This window comes from Pseudomonas sp. CH61 (assembly GCF_059429415.1).
In genome coordinates this window covers 3,873,910-3,893,301 of the sequence record NZ_CM182098.1, presented here as the reverse complement: position 1 = coordinate 3,893,301, position 19,392 = coordinate 3,873,910, and the positions used below count along the sequence as shown (strand labels likewise).

18 protein-coding genes are annotated in these 19,392 nt (G+C 54.0%); 17 read left to right on the top strand and 1 reads right to left on the bottom strand.

Going from position 1 to position 19,392, the window contains the following annotated elements:
• The first annotated feature begins 215 nt into the window (after positions 1–215).
• From serC to AC5SEM_RS17325, 15 genes are all read left to right on the top strand, one after another.
• Positions 216–1,301, top strand: coding sequence for a 3-phosphoserine/phosphohydroxythreonine transaminase (gene serC / locus AC5SEM_RS17395; protein ID WP_116030491.1), 1,086 nt, complete (start codon positions 216–218; stop codon positions 1,299–1,301).
• Positions 1,301–2,395, top strand: coding sequence for a prephenate dehydratase (gene pheA / locus AC5SEM_RS17390; RefSeq protein ID WP_007908404.1), 1,095 nt, complete (start codon positions 1,301–1,303; stop codon positions 2,393–2,395). The genes serC and pheA overlap by 1 nt, the downstream gene beginning before the upstream one ends.
• A gap of 13 nt (positions 2,396–2,408) precedes the next feature.
• Positions 2,409–3,521 (top strand): histidinol-phosphate transaminase, encoded by a 1,113-nt coding sequence (gene hisC, locus AC5SEM_RS17385; RefSeq protein WP_495470916.1) that lies wholly within the window; start codon positions 2,409–2,411, stop codon positions 3,519–3,521.
• Positions 3,522–3,549: 28 nt separating this feature from the next.
• Positions 3,550–5,757, top strand: a complete 2,208-nt coding sequence (locus AC5SEM_RS17380) for a bifunctional prephenate dehydrogenase/3-phosphoshikimate 1-carboxyvinyltransferase (protein WP_495473476.1) — start codon at positions 3,550–3,552, stop codon at positions 5,755–5,757.
• Entirely contained in the window at positions 5,754–6,443 is a 690-nt protein-coding gene (gene cmk / locus AC5SEM_RS17375) for a (d)CMP kinase (protein WP_015093983.1), read from the top strand. Before AC5SEM_RS17380 ends, cmk begins: the two co-directional genes overlap by 4 nt.
• A 119-nt stretch (positions 6,444–6,562) precedes the next feature.
• Complete coding sequence (gene rpsA / locus AC5SEM_RS17370) at positions 6,563–8,248, top strand: 30S ribosomal protein S1 (protein ID WP_007963626.1); 1,686 nt, start codon at positions 6,563–6,565, stop codon at positions 8,246–8,248.
• A gap of 205 nt (positions 8,249–8,453) precedes the next feature.
• Entirely contained in the window at positions 8,454–8,732 is a 279-nt protein-coding gene (locus AC5SEM_RS17365) for a hypothetical protein (RefSeq protein WP_007908433.1), read from the top strand.
• 152 nt (positions 8,733–8,884) lie between these two features.
• Entirely contained in the window at positions 8,885–9,181 is a 297-nt protein-coding gene (gene ihfB / locus AC5SEM_RS17360; RefSeq protein ID WP_003189779.1) for an integration host factor subunit beta, read from the top strand.
• A 27-nt stretch (positions 9,182–9,208) separates the two neighbouring features.
• Positions 9,209–9,448 carry a lipopolysaccharide assembly protein LapA domain-containing protein gene (locus AC5SEM_RS17355; protein ID WP_116030493.1) on the top strand — a complete coding sequence of 80 codons (240 nt, stop codon included), beginning with the start codon at positions 9,209–9,211 and terminating at the stop codon, positions 9,446–9,448.
• Positions 9,449–9,674: 226 nt separating this feature from the next.
• Positions 9,675–10,751, top strand: coding sequence for a dTDP-glucose 4,6-dehydratase (gene rfbB / locus AC5SEM_RS17350; protein WP_177412575.1), 1,077 nt, complete (start codon positions 9,675–9,677; stop codon positions 10,749–10,751).
• Complete coding sequence (gene rfbD / locus AC5SEM_RS17345; RefSeq protein WP_116030495.1) at positions 10,748–11,641, top strand: dTDP-4-dehydrorhamnose reductase; 894 nt, start codon at positions 10,748–10,750, stop codon at positions 11,639–11,641. Before rfbB ends, rfbD begins: the two co-directional genes overlap by 4 nt.
• The gene (gene rfbA / locus AC5SEM_RS17340; protein WP_116030496.1) at positions 11,638–12,528 is read left to right on the top strand and encodes a glucose-1-phosphate thymidylyltransferase RfbA; all 891 of its coding nucleotides are present in this window, start codon (positions 11,638–11,640) and stop codon (positions 12,526–12,528) included. The genes rfbD and rfbA overlap by 4 nt, the downstream gene beginning before the upstream one ends.
• Positions 12,529–12,583: 55 nt before the next feature.
• Complete coding sequence (locus tag AC5SEM_RS17335) at positions 12,584–13,507, top strand: glycosyltransferase (protein ID WP_495470915.1); 924 nt, start codon at positions 12,584–12,586, stop codon at positions 13,505–13,507.
• The gene (locus tag AC5SEM_RS17330) at positions 13,504–14,463 is read left to right on the top strand and encodes a UDP-glucose 4-epimerase family protein (protein ID WP_495470914.1); all 960 of its coding nucleotides are present in this window, start codon (positions 13,504–13,506) and stop codon (positions 14,461–14,463) included. The genes AC5SEM_RS17335 and AC5SEM_RS17330 overlap by 4 nt, the downstream gene beginning before the upstream one ends.
• The gene (locus tag AC5SEM_RS17325; RefSeq protein WP_495470913.1) at positions 14,460–15,464 is read left to right on the top strand and encodes an MraY family glycosyltransferase; all 1,005 of its coding nucleotides are present in this window, start codon (positions 14,460–14,462) and stop codon (positions 15,462–15,464) included. The genes AC5SEM_RS17330 and AC5SEM_RS17325 overlap by 4 nt, the downstream gene beginning before the upstream one ends.
• Before the next feature lie 661 nt (positions 15,465–16,125).
• Here the strand turns inward: AC5SEM_RS17325 and AC5SEM_RS17320 are convergent.
• A complete protein-coding gene (locus tag AC5SEM_RS17320; RefSeq protein ID WP_116030500.1) occupies positions 16,126–16,374 on the bottom strand; it encodes a hypothetical protein in 249 nt (82 codons plus the stop codon).
• Positions 16,375–16,493: 119 nt separating this feature from the next.
• Here AC5SEM_RS17320 and AC5SEM_RS17315 point away from each other — a divergent pair, with 119 nt between their 5' ends.
• Both AC5SEM_RS17315 and AC5SEM_RS17310 read left to right on the top strand, forming a co-directional pair.
• Positions 16,494–17,327 (top strand): ABC transporter permease, encoded by an 834-nt coding sequence (locus AC5SEM_RS17315; protein ID WP_437180382.1) that lies wholly within the window; start codon positions 16,494–16,496, stop codon positions 17,325–17,327.
• Positions 17,317–19,392 (top strand): ATP-binding cassette domain-containing protein, encoded by a 2,076-nt coding sequence (locus tag AC5SEM_RS17310; RefSeq protein WP_116030502.1) that lies wholly within the window; start codon positions 17,317–17,319, stop codon positions 19,390–19,392. Before AC5SEM_RS17315 ends, AC5SEM_RS17310 begins: the two co-directional genes overlap by 11 nt.

The window sequence follows — 19,392 nt, the reverse complement described above, 5'->3', positions numbered from 1 at the left end:
TGTTATTTGTCCGGTGTGAAATTTCGTCAGGCAAGGAGATTCCCCTGTAGGAGTGAGCCTGCTCGCGATAGCGGTGTGTCAGTCAGCGAATGTTTATCTGATACACCGCTATCGCGAGCAGGTTCACTCCTACACTGGAAAGCGCTTCATCGCTGTTCCTGTGTCGACGGTCGATACGATTTAATGCGTGATATCAAATCAGAGCGAGATTGGATGTGAGCAAGCGAGCCTTTAACTTCTGCGCCGGTCCTGCGGCGCTTCCTGAAGCTGTCCTGCAACGTGCCCAGGGTGAACTCCTTGATTGGCACGGCAAGGGTCTGTCGGTCATGGAAATGAGCCATCGCAGTGATGAGTTCGTGTCCATTGCCACTCAGGCCGAGCAGGATCTGCGTGACCTGCTGAATATCCCGTCGAACTACAAAGTGCTGTTTCTGCAAGGCGGCGCCAGCCAGCAATTCGCGCAGATCCCACTGAACCTGCTGCCTGAAGGCGGTTCTGCCGACTACATCGATACCGGTATCTGGTCGCAGAAGGCCATCGAAGAAGCTTCGCGCTACGGTCACGTCAACGTTGCCGCTACCGCCAAGCCTTACGACTATTTCGCCATCCCGGGCCAGAACGAGTGGAAGCTGTCGAAAGACGCTGCTTACGTTCACTACGCGCCGAACGAAACCATCGGCGGTCTGGAATTCCAGTGGATCCCGGAAACCGGCGACGTGCCGCTGGTAGCTGACATGTCTTCGGATATTCTGTCGCGTCCAGTCGACATCTCGCGTTTCGGCATGATCTACGCCGGCGCGCAGAAAAACATCGGCCCGAGCGGCATCGTCGTCAACATCATCCGCGAAGACTTGCTGGGCAAGGCGCGCGCGCTGTGCCCGACCATGCTCGACTATAAAGTCGCGGCGGATAACGGCTCGATGTACAACACCCCGCCGACCCTGGCCTGGTATCTGTCCGGCCTGGTGTTCCAGTGGCTGAAAGAGCAGGGCGGCGTTGAAGCCATCGCCAAACTGAATGACGTCAAGCAGCGCACACTGTACGACTTCATCGACGCCAGCGGCCTCTACAGCAACCCGATCAACAAGTCGGATCGCTCGTGGATGAACGTGCCGTTCCGTCTGGCTGACGATCGTCTGGACAAGCCGTTCCTCGTTGGCGCCGAAGAGCGCGGCCTGCTCAATCTGAAGGGCCACCGCTCCGTGGGCGGCATGCGCGCCTCCATCTACAACGCCGTCGACATCACCGCGGTTAATGCGCTGGTGGCGTACATGGCTGAATTCGAGAAGGAACACGGCTGATGTCCGAGCAAGAACTCAAGGCACTGCGCGTTCGCATTGACGCTCTGGACACCAAAGTCATGGAGCTGATCAGTGAGCGTGCGCGTTGCGCCCAGGAAGTCGCGCGAGTAAAGATGGCCTCGCTGGCCGAAGGCGAAGTGCCGGTGTTCTATCGTCCTGAGCGCGAAGCTCAGGTGCTCAAACGCGTGATGGAGCGCAATCAGGGGCCGCTGGGCAACGAAGAGATGGCGCGGTTGTTCCGCGAAATCATGTCGTCGTGCCTGGCACTGGAGCAGCCGCTGAAAGTGGCTTACCTCGGCCCTGAAGGCACCTTCACTCAAGCGGCGGCCATGAAGCACTTCGGTCATGCGGTGATCAGCAAGCCAATGGCGGCGATCGACGAAGTGTTCCGTGAAGTGGCGGCTGGTGCGGTGAATTTTGGTGTGGTGCCGGTGGAAAACTCCACCGAAGGCGCGGTCAACCACACGCTGGACAGCTTCCTCGAACACGACATGGTGATCTGTGGCGAAGTCGAGCTGCGTATTCACCATCACCTGTTGGTCGGTGAAAACACCAAGACCGACAGCATCAGTCGCATCTACTCCCACGCGCAGTCGCTGGCTCAGTGCCGCAAGTGGCTGGACGCGCATTACCCGAATGTCGAGCGCGTGGCGGTTTCCAGCAATGCCGAAGCGGCCAAGCGGGTTAAAGGCGAGTGGAACTCGGCGGCGATCGCCGGTGACATGGCGGCAGGGCTGTACGGCCTGACCCGTCTGGCCGAGAAGATCGAAGACCGTCCGGACAACTCGACGCGCTTCCTGATGATCGGTAATCAGGAAGTGCCGCCAACCGGCGACGACAAGACTTCGATCATCGTGTCGATGAGCAACAAGCCTGGCGCGCTCCACGAGCTGCTGGTGCCGTTCCACGACAACGGGATCGACCTGACCCGTATCGAAACGCGTCCGTCGCGCAGCGGCAAATGGACCTACGTGTTCTTCATCGACTTTGTCGGCCACCACCGTGATCCGTTGATCAAGGGTGTGCTGGAAAAGATCAGTCAGGAAGCAGTAGCACTCAAAGTGCTGGGTTCCTACCCGAAAGCAGTTCTCTAAGGGGCGGTAGCAAATGAGTGGCAACTTCCTCGCTCTGGCACAGCCGGGCGTGCAACAACTTTCGCCGTACGTTCCGGGCAAGCCTGTAGACGAACTGGCGCGCGAGCTGGATCTGGATCCGGCAAAAATCGTCAAACTGGCGAGCAACGAAAACCCGTTGGGTGCCAGCCCGAAAGCCTTGGCGGCAATCCGCGAAGAGCTGGCCGAGCTGACTCGTTATCCGGACGGCAACGGTTTCGCGCTGAAATCGCTGCTGGCCGAGCAATGCCGTGTCGACCTGAACCAGGTCACGCTGGGCAACGGCTCCAACGACATTCTTGAACTGGTTGCGCGCGCCTATCTGGCGCCGGGCCTGAATGCGGTGTTCAGTGAGCACGCGTTCGCTGTGTACCCGATCGCCACTCAGGCAGTTGGCGCGCAAGCCAAAGTAGTGCCGGCCAAGGATTGGGGGCACGACCTGCCGGCGATGCTCGCGGCCATCGATGCCAATACCCGCGTGGTGTTCATCGCCAATCCGAACAACCCGACCGGCACCTGGTTCGGCGCGGAAGCGCTGGACGAGTTCCTGCGGGATGTTCCGGAGCACGTGTTGGTGGTGCTCGACGAGGCGTACATCGAATACGCCGAAGGCAGCGATCTGCCGGACGGACTGGATTTCCTCGCCGCTTACCCGAATCTGCTGGTCTCGCGCACCTTCTCCAAGGCCTATGGTCTGGCGGCATTGCGCGTTGGCTACGGCCTGTCGACCCCGGTTGTGGCTGATGTGCTGAACCGTGTTCGCCAGCCATTCAACGTCAACAGCCTCGCCCTCGCGGCAGCCTGTGCGGCGCTGAAGGATGAGGAATATCTGGCGCAAAGCCGTCAACTCAACGAGGCGGGCATGCAGCAGTTGCAGGCCGGTTTCCGTGAGTTGGGCTTGAGCTGGATCGAATCCAAAGGCAACTTCATCTGCGTCGATCTTGCTCAAGTCGCGGCCCCGGTGTTTCAGGGCTTGCTGCGCGAAGGCGTGATCGTGCGTCCGGTGGCCAACTACGGCATGCCGAACCACCTGCGGGTGACCATCGGTCTGCCGGCGGAAAACAGCCGCTTCCTCGAAGCGCTGCGCAAGGTTCTGGCTCGTGGGTGATGTCACTGCACTGCAATCTGCTGCACCTATGATCGGTCGCCTTGTGGTGGTCGGTCTGGGGTTGATCGGTGGTTCGTTTGCCAAAGGCTTGCGTGAAAGTGGCATCTGCCGCGAAGTGGTCGGGGTCGATCTCGATCCGCAATCGCGCAAGCTGGCGGTCGAGTTGGGTGTGGTCGATCGTTGTGAAGATGATCTGGTGGTGGCCTGTCAGGGCGCTGACGTAATTCAGTTGGCGGTGCCGATTCTGGCCATGGAAAAAGTGCTCGCGCGTCTGGCGGGCATGGATCTGGGGCAGGCGATTCTGACTGATGTCGGCAGCGCCAAAGGCAATGTCGTGCGCGCAGCCACCGAAGCGTTTGGCGCCATGCCGCCGCGTTTCGTGCCGGGCCATCCGATTGCCGGCTCCGAGCAGAGCGGGGTGGAAGCCTCCAATGCCGAACTGTTCCGTCGCCACAAAGTGATCCTCACGCCGCTTGAGCAAACCGACCCGGCCGCGTTGGCGGTGGTTGATCGTCTGTGGCGCGAATTGGGCGCCGACGTCGAGCACATGCAGGTCGAGCGTCACGATGAAGTGCTGGCTGCGACCAGTCATTTGCCGCACCTGCTGGCCTTTGGTCTGGTCGACTCGTTGGCCAAGCGCAATGAAAATCTTGAGATCTTCCGTTACGCTGCGGGCGGTTTCCGCGATTTCACAAGAATCGCCGGAAGCGACCCGGTGATGTGGCACGACATCTTCCTCGCCAACCGCGAGGCTGTCCTGCGCACTCTCGATACATTTCGCAGCGACCTCGACGCCTTGCGCGACGCGGTCGATGCAGGGGATGGGCACCAATTGTTGGGCGTTTTCACTCGCGCCCGGGTTGCCCGCGAGCATTTCAGTAAAATCCTGGCCCGCAGGGCCTATGTGGACGCTATGAATTCCAACGATCTGATCTTCCTGGCTCAACCTGGTGGCCGCCTGTCCGGTCGGATTCGCGTACCGGGTGACAAATCGATTTCCCACCGCTCGATCATGCTCGGCTCGCTGGCCGAAGGCGTCACTGAAGTCGAAGGCTTCCTTGAAGGCGAAGACGCCCTGGCGACCTTGCAGGCATTCCGCGACATGGGCGTGGTCATCGAAGGCCCGCATCACGGCCGCGTGACCATCCACGGTGTCGGCCTGCATGGCCTGAAGCCGGCACCGGGCCCGATCTATCTGGGCAATTCCGGTACCTCGATGCGTCTGCTGTCCGGTTTGCTGGCCGCGCAGAACTTCGACAGTGTTTTGACGGGTGATGCGTCGCTTTCGAAGCGCCCGATGAATCGCGTAGCCAATCCACTGCGTGAAATGGGCGCGGTGATTGAAACTGCTGCTGAAGGTCGTCCACCGATGACCATTCGTGGCGGTCACAAACTCAAAGGCCTGACCTACACCATGCCGATGGCCAGTGCCCAGGTGAAATCCTGCCTGTTGCTCGCCGGTCTGTACGCTGAAGGCAAGACCACTGTGACCGAGCCGGCTCCGACTCGCGACCACACCGAGCGCATGCTGCGTGGTTTCGGCTACCCGGTAAATGTGGATGGCGCCACGGCTTCGGTTGAGTCTGGCGGCAAGCTGACCGCGACCCACATTGAAGTGCCAGGTGATATCTCCTCCTCGGCATTCTTCCTCGTAGCGGCCTCGATCGCCGAAGGTTCGGAGCTGGTGCTCGAGCACGTCGGCATCAACCCGACTCGTACCGGCGTGATCGACATCCTGCGCCTGATGGGTGCGGACATCACTCTGGAAAATCAGCGTGAAGTCGGCGGCGAGCCTGTGGCTGACCTGCGCGTGCGGGCAGCTAAACTCAAAGGTATCGAGATTCCCGAAGAGCTGGTTCCGCTGGCCATCGACGAATTCCCGGTGCTGTTCGTCGCTGCGGCCTGTGCCGAAGGGCGTACCGTGCTGACTGGCGCTGAAGAGCTGCGGGTCAAGGAATCGGATCGTATCCAGGTGATGGCGGACGGTCTGTTGGCGCTGGGCGTGAAATGCCAGCCAACCCCGGACGGCATCATCATCGACGGCGGCCAGATCGGCGGCGGCGAAGTGCATGGTCATGGCGATCACCGTATTGCAATGGCATTCAGCGTGGCCTCCCTGCGCGCCACCGCACCGATCCGCATCCATGATTGCGCCAACGTCGCGACGTCGTTCCCGAACTTCCTCGCGCTGTGCGGGCAGGTCGGTATTCGTGTGGCACAAGAGGCTCAGTCGTGAAGAACATTGCACCGGTCATCACCATTGATGGGCCAAGCGGCTCGGGCAAGGGCACCGTAGCCGGGATTCTGGCCAAGCGTCTGGGCTGGAATCTGCTGGACTCCGGTGCGCTTTATCGCCTGCTGGCGTTTGCTGCGCACAACCATGGTGTCGACCTGACCAATGAAGAGCTGCTGAAGAAACTCGCCGCTCATCTGGATGTTCAGTTCATTGCGGCGACCGATGGTCAGTTGCAACGGATCATTCTGGAAGGTGACGAAGTCAGCGATGTCATTCGCACCGAAAGCGTCGGCTCCGGCGCTTCGCAAGTGGCCGCACTGCCGGCCGTGCGCGAGGCGCTGCTGCAGCGCCAGCGCGCATTCCAGGAAGCGCCGGGCCTGGTGGCCGATGGTCGCGACATGGGAACGGTGGTTTTTCCGGATGCGCCGCTGAAGATTTTCCTGACCGCCAGTGCCGAGGAGAGGGCGCGCCGTCGATATTTGCAGTTGAAGGGCAAAGTCGAGGGTGTTAGTCTGTCGAGTCTGCTAGATGAGATCCGTGCACGCGACGAGCGTGACACCCAGCGAGCGGTAGCCCCGCTTAAGCCGGCGGCTGACGCCATACAGCTGGATTCCACGGAGTTGTCCATCGATCAGGTGCTTGAACGCATCATGAGCGAGATCGCCATTCGCGATATCGCCGGGTGACCAAGAAGGCCACAGGGGACCAGTCATAGTCCTGCGGCGCTTCTTCTATATGAAACTAACCCACACCGTCTGGGGTGTGGAGATGGGCGTATCCTTCGCCCTCATTTACAGGAATTAAAATGAGCGAAAGCTTTGCGGAACTCTTTGAAGAAAGCCTAAAAACCCTGAACCTTCAGGCAGGCTCCATCATCACCGGTGTTATCGTTGATATCGATTACCAGGCTCGCTGGGTAACCGTTCACGCTGGCCTGAAGTCTGAAGCACTCATCCCGCTTGAGCAGTTCTACAACGACGCTGGCGATCTGACTATCAATGTCGGTGACGAAGTTCACGTTGCTCTGGACTCGGTTGAAGACGGTTTCGGTGAAACCAAGCTGTCCCGTGAAAAAGCCAAGCGCGCTGAGTGCTGGATCGTTCTGGAAGCAGCATTCGCAGCTGAGGAAGTGGTCAAGGGCGTTATCAACGGTAAGGTTAAAGGCGGCTTCACTGTCGACGTTAACGGCATCCGTGCGTTCCTGCCAGGTTCCCTGGTTGACGTCCGTCCAGTGCGCGACACCACGCACCTGGAAGGCAAAGAGCTGGAATTCAAGGTCATCAAGCTGGACCAGAAGCGCAACAACGTTGTCGTTTCCCGTCGCAGCGTCCTGGAAGCCGAGAACTCCGCCGAGCGTGAAGCTCTGCTGGAATCCCTGCAGGAAGGCCAGCAAGTCAAAGGTATCGTCAAAAACCTCACCGATTACGGCGCATTCGTCGATCTGGGTGGCGTGGACGGCCTGCTGCACATCACCGACATGGCCTGGAAGCGCATCAAGCATCCTTCCGAGATCGTCAACGTTGGTGACGAAATCGACGTCAAGGTTCTGAAATACGATCGCGAACGCAACCGTGTTTCCCTGGGCCTGAAGCAACTGGGCGAAGATCCATGGGTTGCTATCAAAGCCCGTTACCCAGAAAGCACTCGCGTTACCGCTCGTGTAACCAACCTGACCGACTACGGCTGCTTCGCTGAGCTGGAAGAAGGCGTTGAAGGTCTGGTGCACGTTTCGGAAATGGACTGGACCAACAAGAACATCCACCCTTCGAAAGTCGTACAAGTCGGCGACGAAGTGGAAGTTATGGTTCTGGACATCGACGAAGAGCGTCGTCGTATCTCCCTGGGCATCAAGCAGTGCAAATCTAACCCATGGGAAGATTTCTCTGGTCAGTTCAACAAGGGCGATAAAATCTCCGGCACCATCAAGTCGATCACCGATTTCGGTATCTTCATTGGTCTGGACGGCGGCATCGACGGTCTGGTTCACCTGTCCGACATCTCCTGGAACGAAGTGGGCGAAGAAGCTGTTCGTCGTTTCAAGAAGGGCGACGAGCTGGACACCGTTATCCTGTCGGTTGACCCAGAGCGCGAGCGTATCTCCCTGGGTATCAAGCAACTGGAAAGCGATCCGTTCTCCGAGTACGTCTCGGTTAACGACAAAGGCGCAATCGTTACTGGCACCGTGAAAGAAGTTGACGCCAAAGGCGCCATCATCGTTCTGGCCGACGATATCGAAGCGACTCTGAAAGCCTCCGAAATCAGCCGTGACCGCGTTGAAGATGCGCGCAACGTTCTGAAAGAAGGCCAGGAAGTAGAAGCCAAGATCATCAGCGTTGATCGCAAGAGCCGCGTAATCCAGCTGTCGATCAAATCGAAAGACGATGCTGAAGAGAAAGAAGCTATCCAGAGCCTGAAAGCAGCTCCGGAAGGCGAAGCAGCTGACACCACTATGGCGGCACTGCTGCGTCAAGCAATGGCCAAACAGAACTAAGTTCTGCTTGATCATGAAAAAGGGCGACTTCGGTCGCCCTTTTTTGTGCCTGCGATTTAGTGCTTCGTGGTTTGTGTGAGGATTCTGGTGAAACCAATCTTGCTTCCGGGCGGTCTGTTTCTTTAATCGGATCAATCGCCTATTCACGACTAAGCTTGGTCTTAAGCGTGTAGTCGTCGGGCAGCTGCCTGGCATAAGGAAGTGGATGAACAAGTTTATTGTCCTCATGGCTGTACTGGTTCTGGCTGGCTGTACGACCAGTGCCAAGACCCATGCTGTGCGTGGTGTCAGTGGTATAGAGGTCGATTGCTCCGGGTTGGGCTCTGGCTGGGAGAAATGCCAGAAGCGCGCGGCAAAGGAGTGCAAGGGCGCGGGGTACAAAGTGATCACGCGATCAGATGATGCCAAGGATGAAGATGAGTTTCCTTTTGGCTTCAACCCTGCGGGCTATGTGACACGTACCATGCTGGTGATATGTCGTTGAGTATGTCGTGCCCTGTTTGTTGCTGTGATGCCCTGAAAACGGGCGTTTCGACGCGGTGGAAGATATGTCAATCCCTGGGCTGTTCAAAATCTTCCGGGCGTGCTAAAACCTTTCAAGCGCTGATCTAGCTGCTTGAAAAAGAAGGGAAAAATATGACGAAGTCGGAGTTGATCGAACGAATTGTCACCCATCAAGGGCTGCTCTCATCCAAGGATGTAGAGCTGGCCATCAAGACCATGCTTGAACAAATGTCCCAGTGCCTGGCCACAGGTGATCGTATCGAGATCCGTGGGTTTGGCAGCTTCTCCCTGCATTACCGCGCGCCTCGTGTTGGCCGCAATCCAAAGACTGGCCAGTCTGTCAGCCTTGACGGTAAATTCGTTCCGCATTTCAAGCCGGGTAAAGAGCTGCGTGATCGGGTGAATGAGGAAGAGGAGGAGGGGGTTTGATAGTCACGATCTCTCAAGGTGTTATTCATGCGTAACCTCAAGCGCATATTTCTTGGCGTTTTTATTCTTTTATTGGTTTTGGTGATTCTCGCGTTTGTGCTCGAAAATCAGCAGCCGGTATCGTTATTGTTTCTAGGTTTGTCCGGGCCGCAATTGCCGGTTTCGCTTGTTGTGGTTCTGGCATTGCTCTTCGGTATGCTGATTGGGCCGATGGTTGGCTGGTTTCTGGGGCGCTCGTCCAGAGCAGGGCGCAAACGTCTTGTCTGAAAACGACAGGTGCGGGGCATACGTCGAATTTGCCCCTTTGCTTTTCTTTATCCATTAGTAAAACGTTCGTTAAGCTGTAAAATACAGCCCTTGTTCGACAGTGCCTTGATTGCACGTTCGATTCAGACTGACTCTGACGGAGGCCTCGGATTTGATGGCTTCTGCATTCATGGATTAGACGGTGCTCGTTGATGGTGCCGTCCGCAGCTCAAGGGTATGGTTTCGCGTGAAAATTCTAGTTACCGGCGGTGCCGGGTTCATAGGCTCGGCAGTCATCCGTCACATCGTCTCAAACACCACCGATTCTGTCGTTAACGTCGATAAGCTGACTTACGCCGGTAACCTGGAATCCTTGGCGCAGGTAAGCCAGAACTCCCGTTACTCGTTCGAGCGTGTTGATATCTGTGACCGTGAGCAGGTGGATCGTGTTTTGCGCGAGCATCAGCCGGACGCAATCATGCACCTTGCTGCCGAATCCCACGTAGACCGTTCTATCTCCGGGCCTTCGGAGTTCATCCAGACCAACATCATTGGCACTTACACTTTGCTTGAGGCTGCACGCCACTATTGGGCTGCCCTGGATGGTACGCGTAAAGACAACTTCCGCTTTCACCACATTTCGACTGACGAGGTTTACGGAGACCTTGAGGGTCCGGAAGATCTGTTCACTGAAACCACGCCTTATCAGCCAAGCTCGCCGTACTCCGCCAGCAAGGCCAGTTCTGATCATTTGGTTCGCGCTTGGGCCCGTACGTATGGGTTGCCGACATTGGTTACAAACTGCTCGAACAACTATGGCCCATACCACTTCCCTGAAAAGCTGATACCGCTGATTATCCTCAACGCGCTGGAAGGCAAGCCGCTGCCGGTATATGGAAAAGGCGATCAGGTTCGCGACTGGCTGTATGTCGAGGATCATGCGCGTGCGTTGTATAAAGTCGTTACCGAAGGCGTGATCGGCGAGACCTACAACATTGGTGGTCATAACGAAAAGCAAAATATTGAAGTGGTGCATACCCTTTGTGCGCTGCTTGATGAGCTGCGTCCTGACTCGGCGCACCGTCCGCATGCCAGTCTGATCACCTATGTGCAGGATCGTCCTGGACACGACCAGCGATATGCTATTGATGCCAGCAAAATCCAGCGCGAGTTAGGTTGGGCGCCCGAAGAAACGTTTGAAACCGGCATTCGCAAGACAGTCGAGTGGTACTTGGGTAACACTGTCTGGGTCGAGCATGTGAAAAGTGGTAGCTATCAGCAGTGGATTGACCAGAACTACTCGGATCGTTCGAGTAAAGCATGAAAATCCTTCTGTTGGGTAAGGCAGGACAGGTTGGGTGGGAGCTGCAGCGCTCTCTGGCTCCTCTTGGTGAATTAATAGCGCTGGATCGTCATTCGGTCGATGGTTTGTGTGGCGATCTTTCGGATCTCGATGGCCTTCGCTCGACGATCCTGCGAATCAAGCCTGATGTCATTGTAAATGCGGCGGCGTACACCGCCGTCGACAAGGCCGAGTCCGAAGTCGAATTGGCTGAGCGCGTAAATGCTCAGGCAAGTCGTGTCATGGCTGAAGAGGCAGTGACCCTCGGTGCTTTGCTGGTTCACTACTCTACCGATTACGTTTTTAGTGGCCAAGGCTCCGAACCTTGGCAGGAAACGGATAGCGTGGCACCGGTCAATCAGTACGGTGCAACCAAACTTGCCGGTGAGCAGTTCATTACGGCATCGGGCTGCAAGCATCTGATTTTCCGCACAAGCTGGGTCTATGGCGCTCGTGGCAACAACTTCGCCAAGACCATGCTGCGCCTTGCAAAAGATCGCGACACTTTGAGGGTGATCGCCGACCAGGTCGGAGCACCTACCGGTGCGGACTTGATTGCCGATGTCACAGCGTTGGCTATTCGCCAGACTCTGCAGCATCCAGAGCTTTTTGGGCTATATCACTTGGCGGCTGGCGGCGAAGTGTCATGGCACGGATACGCAAGTCACGTGATTGCCTTTGCTCAGGCCAATGGCGAACCGCTCGCCGTACGCGCAATTGATCCGATCGATACGAGCGCGTACCCGACACCTGCGTGCAGGCCTCTGAATTCACGCTTGAATACCCAGAAACTGCGTGACAATTTTTCTCTACACTTGCCGGATTGGCAAAGTGGTGTAACCCGAATGCTTAGGGAAGTTCTGAATAAATGAACACGACAAATCGTAAAGGCATCATTCTTGCCGGTGGGTCGGGTACGCGCCTGCATCCGTTAACGCTTGGCGTTTCCAAGCAAATGCTGCCTATCTACGACAAGCCGATGATTTTTTATCCGCTGTCGGTGCTGATGCTAGCCGGTATGCGTGAAATCCTGATCATTTCAACGCCGGAAGACTTGCCCTTGTTCCGCAAGTTACTGGGTGATGGCAGTCTTTACGGTATCAAGCTGACCTACGCTGAACAGCCTAGCCCGGATGGTCTGGCTCAGGCGTTTATCATCGGCGAAGAGTTTATCGGCAATGATCCCTGCTGCCTGATTCTTGGCGATAACATTTTCTACGGTCAGCACTTTTCGGATAATTTGCGCTCTGCCAGCTCACAGCTTCAGGGGGCGACGGTATTTGGATATCACGTGTCTGATCCGGAGCGTTTTGGTGTTGTCGAGTTCGATAAAGATGGCCGGGCGTTGAGCATTGAAGAAAAACCGCTGAAGCCCAAGTCGAACTATGCTGTAACCGGCTTGTATTTCTACGATAACGACGTCGTTGAAATCGCCAAGAACATCAAGCCTTCTGCACGTGGTGAGCTGGAAATCACCGACGTCAACCGTGCTTACCTTGAGCGCAAAACCCTTAACGTTGAGATGTTGGGCCGTGGTTTTGCGTGGCTGGACACCGGTACACATGACTCCCTGCTGGAAGCCAGTCACTTCGTGCATACCATCGAACATCGTCAGGGCTTGAAAGTCGCTTGCCTGGAAGAAATTGCCTATCACAACCGCTGGATCACTGCTCAGCAATTGGGTGCGCAAGCCGATGCGCTGAAGAAGACGGGGTACGGTCAGTACTTGCAAAAGCTTCTGGACTCGCCTTCTCACTGATTTGAATATTCTGTCGTTCGAACAGTAGCGCTCAATCGGCTCAAGCAGGAATGGCATGCCAGTAAATTATCCCAAGGTCGCGGTTTTACTGGCGGCCTACAATGGTGAGGAGTGGATCGAAGAGCAGTTGGCCTCGATCCTTCGCCAGTCGGCAGTTGAGTTGACGGTCTACATCAGTATCGATCCTTCCTCCGATGGCACTGAAGCTCTGTGCTGCGCTATTTGTGCTGAACACCCAAGTGTTATTGTGCTGCCGGCCGCCGGCGTTTTTGGCGGTGCTTCTCGTAACTTCTTTCGCCTCATTCGTGATGTAGACTTTGACGGTTTTGACTTCGTCGCTTTTGCAGACCAGGATGATGTCTGGCACTCGAACAAGCTCCAGCGCGCCCTTCAAGCAATCGAGGCGCATTGTGCAGACGCCTATTCGAGTAACGTGACGGCCTTCTGGCCGGATGGCAGTACTCACTTGCTGGACAAGGCACAGCCTCAGGTCGAATGGGATTTTTTGTTCGAGGCGGCGGGACCGGGCTGCACCTATGTAATGAGCAGAAAACTTGTCGATACCCTGAAGGCTTCGATGCTGTCGCATTGGCAGCTATTGCAAAATGTGAGTCTGCATGATTGGTACTGTTATGCGTTTGCTCGGAGCAAAGGCTTTCGCTGGTACATAGACCCAGTCCCGTCTATGGATTATCGCCAGCATGAGCGTAACCAGGTGGGGGCCAACAAGGGGTTGAGCTCGTTGATTGCCCGCTACAGAACCATTCATGACGGTTGGTGGTTTAATCAGGTTCGATTGATAGCTCGGTTAGTCGGCCTTGGCAGTGATTCCTTTGTAAGGACATGGTTGAGCTTTCGTCGTCTCCAGTTGTTGACGCTCTCCTTCAGCGCCTGGCGTTGTCGGCGTCGTTTGCGCGATAAAGTTTTTTTCTTTTTTGTCTGCTGGATGACTGCCTTGATAGGACGGAAAACCAAATGACTGCCCCCAAGGTATTAGTGACAGGGGCGGGCGGCTTTGTTGGTGAGGCCGTGGTGTTAAGATTGTTGGTTGATAAGAAGTTTTCGCCAATTGCGGCTGTTCGTGGTGCCAGCCGATTGCACGGATTATGTCCAGCGATAACTTTTGACTTGAGACACACCGTACTGCCAGATCTTGGCGACGTTCAGGTAGTTATTCATGCTGCAGCCCGCGTTCATGTCATGAATGAAACGTGCGTGGATGCCTTGACCGAATTTCGAAAGGTCAACGTTGAAGGGACCCTTAGGCTTGCAAGGCATGCTGTGCAATCGGGCGTTAAGCGCTTCATTTTCATAAGCTCAATCAAGGTTAATGGCGAGAGCACAATTGTTGGGCAGCCTTTCACGGCCGATGATCAACCGAGACCACTGGATCCTTACGCAATATCCAAGTTCGAAGCGGAAGAGGCCCTAATGCAAATTGGCCAGAGCACAGGAATGGAGGTTGTGATCATCCGTCCTCCACTCGTTTATGGTCCCGGCGTAAAAGCCAATTTTTTGAGTTTGCTGAGTTTGGCAAATACGGGAATCCCGCTACCGTTGGGCGCAATTCGAAATCAGCGAAGTCTTGTGGCGATTGGCAATCTGGTTAGTTTTGTCATCACTTGTATTGATCATCCTCGCGCGGTTAATCAGAGATTTCTGGTCAGTGATGGGCAGGACCTGTCGACGACACAATTGTTGCAGCAGTTATCTAATGCACTAGGTAAACGCGTTCGGCTCCTGCCGATACCGGAACAGTTATTGAAACTGGCAGCGTTCATCTTGGGCAAACAAGCGGTTGTCCAGAGGCTTTGTAGTTCATTGCAACTTGATATCGCCAAAAATCGAGAATTACTGGCATGGGTGCCCCCGGTGAATATGCATGTCGCCATGCGTCGGACCGCTAGCCATTTTTTGGAAAAACAGACGAAATGAAAAGTTGGTGGTTTTTACTCCTGGTATTTGTAATGTCCTGGGGGCTGACTTTTTTCTTGCGTCGTTATGCGCTGGCGAAGAGTTTGATGGATATTCCCAACGAGCGCAGTTCCCACACGATACCAACGCCACGTGGAGGGGGAGTCGCCATTGTGATCTCCTTTCTATTGGCTCTACCTGTTATCAGCGGGCTTGATTTGTTGAGCCACTCTGTTTTTTACGGGGTATTTGGCGCAGGCCTGTTCGTGGCCATCATTGGATTTGCTGATGATCATGGACATATCGCCGCAAGGTGGCGACTGCTTGGACATTTCACTGCCGCTGCATGGATGCTCTACTGGCTAAGCGGTTTGCCGCCGATCGGTTTTCTGGGGTTTACGGTAGATTTGAGCTGGTTCGGTAATACTTTGGCGGTGGTATATCTTGTCTGGATGCTGAATCTATACAACTTCATGGACGGAATTGATGGTTTGGCGAGTATCGAAGCTATCAGTGCCTGCGTGGGGATGTGTCTGATTTATTGGTGCCTCGGGCATGTTGAACTGATTTGGGCACCCTTGATTCTGGCGACTGCAGTGGCAGGGTTCATGTACTGGAACTTTCCACGTGCGCGGATCTTTATGGGTGATGCGGGAAGTGGGTTTATCGGAATAGTTCTAGGTGGAATAGCGCTACAGGCAGCGCATATTTCGATCGAGTTGTTTTGGAGTTGGCTCGTTCTCCTCGGTGTTTTTATTGTTGACGCCACCTGGACGCTGATCCGGCGCTTGGTACAAGGCGAGAAGTTGTATCAAGCACATCGTAGTCACGGATATCAAAAAGCCGCTATCCGATGGGGGCACCAGCGAGTAACCTGGATGGTGGCAATCCTGAATATTGGTGTTTTGCTTCCGGTGGCAGCATTGGTGGCCACAGGTGTGTTCGATGGCATGCTCTCAACATTGGTGACTTATACCTGCCTCTCGTACCTGGCGTATATGGCGAAAGCAGGTATTAAGTAGCGATGTCTTGTCACGTTGGGAGTGGCAAATCTGTTTTGATCAGGTCGGTTAATGCTCAGCGCGCAGACGTCTTTGCGGCGTGGGTGCTTCGCCGAGTCTACAAGGGATCTATTGTAGCAACGACGGCTCGCTGTCTTACGAAGGGGAGGCACCGCTTTTGCTCTCGGCCCCGTCTCACCAAACAGGCAGCCCCAAGCTGATTGAGTTCTGGTGAGGCTCACTCTGAGAGTGATTACAAGATTTTTTTGACCGTCAGCCTGGGTAAAACCGGATTGTAGATAACGCTTTTTACTGGGATAATCTCTTCCTTTTCTGCTCGCATTCAGTATTTCTGATAGAAAAGCTTGGTCTAATCCTAGGGGAGGGTGTCTAGTTTTATGATGAATTCGCTTCTCCGTCGTGAATCACCCGCCTGTCAGTGATTGTTTCAAGGTAAATATTTTGTCTCAGTTCTGTCCATATAGCGGCTTGGCGGCATATATCAATTGGTTCAGAACGTATGAGTATAAGATTTAGCTTAACCACATGTTTTCTGCTGATCGCTGGAATTGCATTCTATGACGTGCAAATGGTCGTGATCGTAAAGGCATTCAGCCATCCCTTCGCATTGGTTTGGAAATTTCCGGCTTAATCGTATGAACATGGATACAGCGAGCCATCATCAGGCTTCATCGACCTCCACGATAGTGGGCCTGCACAAAGCGCTCAACACTCGCAGTCCGGAGTCGCCTTCGGAGGCGAGTGTCGGGGTGTCAAAAAAATATCTTCCAGCTTTACAGGCTTTCAGCTCAAGTAGCGAAAAGCCTTTGAACGTGCCTTCCCAGCGCATCAATTGTTCGCGAATCTTTGCATCGCCCTTTGGCGTCTGGCATTTGCAGCTTTCATATGTGCCAGCAACGTCCGCGAGCATAATCTCTCAAGAAAATATCACTAATCATACAGTTCTGGTGACAGCTTTATTATGAGTGTTTTTTTTCTTTTTTTAATTTGTAAGAACAGGAATTCTTAATGAAGGATTTAGTTGAGATTATTAATCCACACGCTAGAAGGTCAATTACGTTAAGAGGACTTCTCGGGAGTTTGTGGCGAAATAAGCGATTGATTTCGCAGATGACAAAAAGAGAAGTCGTCGGGCGATATAAAGGTTCCGCTATGGGCTTGGCGTGGTCGTTTTTTAATCCGATCGTTATGCTCGCTGTGTACACCTATGTTTTCTCTGAAATATTTAAAACCCGCTGGGTAGGGACCGCTGCGGACGAAAGCAAGGCGCAATTTGCGTTGATTCTGTTTGTCGGGATGATCGTACAAGGACTTTTTGCAGAGGTTTTCAACAAATCGCCGGGTTTGATCATTTCTAATGTTAACTACGTTAAGAAAGTTGTTTTTCCTTTGGAAATTCTCCCAGTAATCACGTTGGGAGCGGCACTGTTCCATAGTTTGGTAAGTTTTCTGGTTCTGATAATGGCGCTCTTCATTTTCAAAGGATCGGTGCACTGGACAGCTATTTTCATGCCAGTTGTAATCTTTCCGTTGATTGTCATGATCATGGGCTTTTCGTGGTTTCTGGCGTCGCTCGGTGTTTTTGCTCGCGACATAGGACAGTTCACCGCGATTATCACCACGGTACTCACATTTCTGTCTCCGGTTTTTTACCCTGTCTCCGCCGTTCCAGAGGCTTTCCGCCCATTCATGATGGCAAACCCCTTGACGTTCATCATTGAACAGGCGAGGGAGGTGCTCATATGGGGCCATCTGCCTGATTGGACAGGCCTGTCTGTGTATATGTTGACGGCTACAGTTTTTGCTTGGGCAGGTTTTGCCTGGTTTCAGAAAACACGAAAAGGTTTTGCCGATGTCCTCTGATCAAATTGCAATACGCGTGACGAATGTCAATAAACGCTATGAGATTTATGGCGCGCCATTGGATCGGCTAAAGCAATTTGTTTTGCCTCGTGTTCGGTCTCGTGAGCAGAATGGAGAACGCCGCAAATACTTTGATGAATTTTGGGCGTTGAAGGATGTCTCCTTCGAGATAAAACGCGGCGAAACCATTGGTGTTATCGGTCGTAACGGTAGTGGCAAGTCTACACTTTTACAAATGATCTGCGGGACCTTGACTCCAACAAGTGGAGAAATTGAAACCCGTGGCAGAATTGCTGCATTGCTTGAATTGGGTTCTGGATTTAACCCCGAATTCACCGGACGTGAAAACGTCTATATGAATGCAGCAATCCTGGGTCTCACGAAAGAAGAAATCGACGAGAAGTTCGACGATATCGAGTCATTTGCTGATATTGGGCATTTCCTCGATCAGCCTGTAAAGACATATTCAAGTGGTATGGTCGCAAGGCTGGCGTTTTCGGTAGCGGTACAAGTGGATCCCGATATTCTAGTGGTTGACGAGGCGCTAAGCGTCGGCGACATGGCTTTTCAGGAGAAGTCCTTCACACGAATGAAGAAAATTCGCGATGCTGGAACGTCGATTCTGTTCGTGTCGCACTCAACATCAGCCATTCGAAATTTCTGCGATCGCGCTATTTGGCTCGACAGAGGTGTGGTGCGGTCAATTGGTGAGCGTCAAAGCGTTTGCGACCTGTATCAAACCGAAATGGAATCGGAAATACGCAAGGAAAACAACACGCCAACAGCGGCTCTTAACCAACCAATCGCCGCACCGTCCGTGCCGAGAGCCAAAACGATATCTATCGTTTCAGTCTCTATCGATAAACCCTCCTACAAGATGGGAGAGGACATACGTGTTGACGTGAAGCTGGCGTTCTCGGATGTAGTTCCGACGTACGGCGTTGGGTTGATCATTTATGATGCAAACGAGAAAGTGGTTACGATTCTCAGTAGCCTGAGAGATGACCTGTTTTTCTCCTCGGCTAAACCCGGTGTTTCTCTGGTCATAAGAAATAATAATTTTATACCTGGTTCATACAGAGCCACCCTCTCTGTCTCTGATGAGCAGGGTATGTTTTCTTACGATAAACTCGAGACATGCTTCAAGTTCGATGTCGATATGGAACGTAGTTCGCGTGGCCTCGCGAAAGTTGATGGCATGCTCAGGTCTGACCATGAATGGATTGATAATGCCGGCTGGAACCTGAATGAGGGTGAGGCCCTCTGGGTGCGTCCGGGTCTACCCTCCAGGACTGGTGACAAGGTTCCTCTACTGGTATTGCTGAGGGTGCGTAATGAGGAGCTTATTCTAAAAGATACGCTCGACCATCTTTCGACGTTTGCTGACTATATCTGTGTATACGAAGACGCCAGTACGGATAGTACCCGAGAGATACTGAAATCTTGCGAGAAAGTCGTGCTCATTGTGGAGAACAACCACTGGCAATCAGGGATTGATAATCGCCTTCTATCTGAAACCCGGCATCGTGGGATGCTTCTGGATTTTGCTCGTCTACACTTTGATTTTCAATGGTGCATGTGTTGCGACGCGGATGAACGCTATATCGGTCCCATCCGAGAGTATGTGACTACGTCTCCAGAAATGAAGCCGGAAGCGGTCAGAATACAACTATTCGACGCTTATATGACCCCAGGAGATGATGCTCCTTACTTGCCGGGAACACCGCTGTTGAACTTTCGGCGGTACTTCGGTGTGGAGCGACGAGATATCTTGATGCTGTGGCAGAACAGCGACACTGTGAAGTTTCAGGGGTTGGATGCCAGGGAACCGGTTGTTTCAGGTGTTACAGACGTCAACTTTTATTGCCAGCATTATGGCAAGAGTCTCTCGTATGAGCATTGGGATGCAACGTGTGATTACTACAGTGCAAATTTTCCCTGGATACCTTACGGGGAGAAGTGGTCGAAACGGAAGGGGCACGCGCTCCATGATTTATCCGATTTTGGCCGCGATTTGCACCAGTGGTGCGTCACGTTGTTTGAAAACTCAATAAAGATTAACTGA